The organism is Halanaerobium sp., from assembly GCF_003070835.1.
In genome coordinates, this window is sequence record NZ_QBLR01000353.1 from 1 (window position 1) to 3,313 (window position 3,313).

At 33.4% G+C, this 3,313-nt stretch carries 2 protein-coding genes; both read left to right on the forward strand.

Annotated features, from left to right (window positions below; translation table 11 throughout):
* Positions 1-313 precede the first annotated feature (313 nt).
* The gene (locus tag CI949_RS18875) at positions 314-628 is read left to right on the forward strand and encodes a helix-turn-helix domain-containing protein (RefSeq protein WP_290769269.1); all 315 of its coding nucleotides are present in this window, start codon (positions 314-316) and stop codon (positions 626-628) included.
* Between the two features lie 336 nt (positions 629-964).
* Positions 965-2,839: a nucleoside-diphosphate sugar epimerase/dehydratase gene (locus CI949_RS18880; protein WP_290769270.1), complete on the forward strand. Its 1,875-nt coding sequence runs from the start codon at positions 965-967 to the stop codon at positions 2,837-2,839.
* Positions 2,840-3,313: the final 474 nt, after the last annotated feature.

Here is a 3,313-nt window from a genome sequence, read left to right on the forward strand (position 1 = left end):
ATTTGTCAGTATATTATTTTTTAACTTTAAAATTAATATACCTGCCAATAATCTGTCTGTTTAATTTTTAAAACACTGTCTTTTTGTGGTTAAATCATAATATAGAATTAGGATTCTCACCAGGTATATTCGAATTTATGATATGATCCCCTTATGGTAGACAGATTAAATGAAAAAAATCTGTTTATCATAAAGGGGATTTTTTTTATGCAACATAGTTTGAAATTATGTTACTTTCATAGTTTTTTATTGCATTAATGTAACAAATATATTACATTAATTATATAAGAACTTTAATGAAAGGGTGATCATAATGTTAAATTATGAGGAAATTGCAAAAAGGTTAAAAGAAGCCCGTCAGGACATGAATTATTCACAGCAGAAAGTAGCCGATTTAATTGGCAAAAAAAGAAATCAAATATCATATTATGAAACAGGTGCCAGAAAAATTAATTTATCTTTGTTAAACAAATTCTCTAATCTATATGAAAAAAGTATTGAATACTTCATTGGAGAAAGAAAAGAAGAAGAGCAATTAGAAATAGCCCACCGATCAACTAATATTAAACAGGAGGATCTTGAGAAAATTGAATGGGCAAAAAATTTCGTAAATAACTTATATGAATAAAAGATATTAATATAACTAAAGAGGCTAAAAAATACGGATATTCAACAGAATTATACTCTAAAGTAAAAACTGATGAAGATATAATTGTAGAATCTGACTATGCTGAATTAGCTGAAGCAGCACTTGAAAAAAATAAGATTTCAGAGAGTAGATATAATGAGTACCTAATTGAAGGCGGTTATGGCTACCTGGTATTTGGAGATGACGAGGATGAGTCATGATAAATTGGTTTTCTAGCTAACTTTGTCGAATTCATTGCATTAAAGTGGAAAGTACATTATAATATAGATAGCTATTAACAGGGAGTAATTTATTTTATTGGGAGTTGAGTTTAACATGATTGAATTTTTATTAAAATTATATAAAAAGCCGCGTTTAATAATTATTGACCTTATTTTTGTTAATCTGGCAGTACTATTTTCCTTTATCCTCCGCTTTGATGAAAGCTGGATGAGATATTTTAGAATTGAATATCTATTGGCTATTACTGTTATTTCATTTTTTGTTCTGTATTTTTCATCACTCTATAACAAGATGTGGCAGTATGCCAGCATGTCAGAGCTTTATTCCATCTTTAAATCCACTATAGCAATCAACACCTTATTTGTAATCTATATTTACTTTTTTAGAGTTGGCTTTCCCCGCAGCATTATTGCCATTAATTTAATGACTGATATTTTTTTGCTGGGTGGAATGCGCTTTGGCTTAAGATTATTAAAGGATTATTTAAACCGCAATCAGAATAAAAAATCAAAAAGTAGAGTTTTAATTATCGGTGCTGGAGATGCAGCAGAAATGATTACGAGAGAGATTCAAAAACATCCTGAAATCGGTAAAAAAATAATTGGTCTGGTAGATGATGATTCCAATAAGCAGTCCTTAGAGATTCACGGGAATAAGGTTTTGGGTAAGAGTGAGAAAATACCGCAGCTGATTGAAGAATATTCTGTAGATGAAGTGATCATTGCAGTTCCTTCGGCTGAGGGTAAGACAATTAAAAGATTTTATGAACTGAGCAATAAAAAAGATGTAAAGGTAGAGATTGTACCTGGGGTTTATGAGATTTTAAAAGGAGATGTTTCTTTAAATCAGATCCGTGAGGTCAAAGTAGAAGACCTTCTGCGCCGGGATCAGGTTGATTTAATATCTGATGAAATCTCTGCGTATCTGGAAGAAAAAACTATTTTAGTCAGTGGTGGAGGCGGTTCAATTGGTTCAGAAATCTGCCGACAGGTAGCAAAGTTTAACCCCAAAAAGATTATTATTTTAGATATTAATGAAAACACCACCTACTTTTTAGAAAGAGATTTAAAAAATAAATATCCAGATTTAGACTTAGTATCTATCATTGGCAGCATCAGAGATAAAAATAAGCTGCAGAAGGTTTTTAGGGAATATTCTCCAGATGTGGTTTTCCATGCAGCAGCTCATAAACATGTACCCTTAATGGAGACCAGCCCGGAAGAGGCGGTGAAGAATAATATCTTAGGAACCAGAAATTTAGCTGAAACTGCGGCTGAATTTGAAATAGATCGCTTTGTTTTGATTTCAACAGATAAAGCAGTAAACCCTACTAATGTGATGGGCGCCTCCAAAAGAGCAGCCGAAATGGTTGTCCAGACTATAAGTAAGAAGTCTCAGACTAAATTTATGGCAGTCCGCTTTGGAAATGTTTTAGGCAGTCAGGGAAGTGTAATTCCTCTATTTAAAAAGCAGATTGCTCATGGTGGTCCTCTGACAGTTACCCATAAGGATATAACCCGCTACTTTATGACAATTCCTGAGGCCTCACAGCTTGTTATTCAGGCAGGTGCCTTAGGTAAGGGAGGAGAGGTCTTTGTCCTTGATATGGGTGAGCCGGTTAAAATTATGGAGCTGGCAGAAGATTTAATTGCTCTTTCTGGTTTTACTCCCTATGAGGACATAGATATCGATGTAATTGGACTCCGCCCTGGAGAAAAGCTTTACGAAGAGCTTTTATGTGATACCGAAGATAATATTGCCACAGAACACAGGCGGATCTTTATCAATAACCTGGGGGCTGTAGACCAGGAATTTTTAAATAAACACCTTCAGCGCCTGACAGAACTTGCAGAAAAATCTGACAGCAGGGATATAGTTGCAGCACTGGTAGATTTGGTAGATACTTATCAGCCGAGGCGAGATAATGTTAAAAAGATTGATTTTAAGCAGGATAAAAAGAGTTCTTAGTTCTATGTACAGCTGCGGGTACTTAGTGATAGAATGAAAGTCTGCTCGCAAACCTCGTGGGCTTGCCCCGAGGAGGGTCAATTGTGTATAATTTTGTCGAAATATTAAGGTAATGCTGAAGAATATTTAGAAACTCATTTAGAAGTATTATTTGCTAATTACTAGCAAAATACGATATAATATGAGTATTGGCCAGAGTGAATTAGATATGAAAATTGATAAGCTTAAGAATTCAAAGCTAGAAAAAAGCGAGGAAAATATCAACAGTATGTAAAGATGCTTAAATATTAATGAATAAATATCAAATTAAAACATCAAGAGCAGTTCTCCTCTTTTTTGCAGAGGCTGCTCTTTTTTTAATTCTGAAGATCTGGCAGTTAAATGATTCCTGGTCCGGTTAGAAATTGAAGTTGATAAAATCAAAATATCTTGACATATTTTAATAACAATTATAGTATTAATATAGTAAAGTAG

Coding starts and splice junctions, on each gene's coding strand:
- CI949_RS18875 (WP_290769269.1), top strand. CDS start 314: ATGTTAAATTATGAGGAAATTGCAAAAAGGTTAAAAGAAGCCCGTCAG.
- CI949_RS18880 (WP_290769270.1), top strand. CDS start 965: ATGATTGAATTTTTATTAAAATTATATAAAAAGCCGCGTTTAATAATT.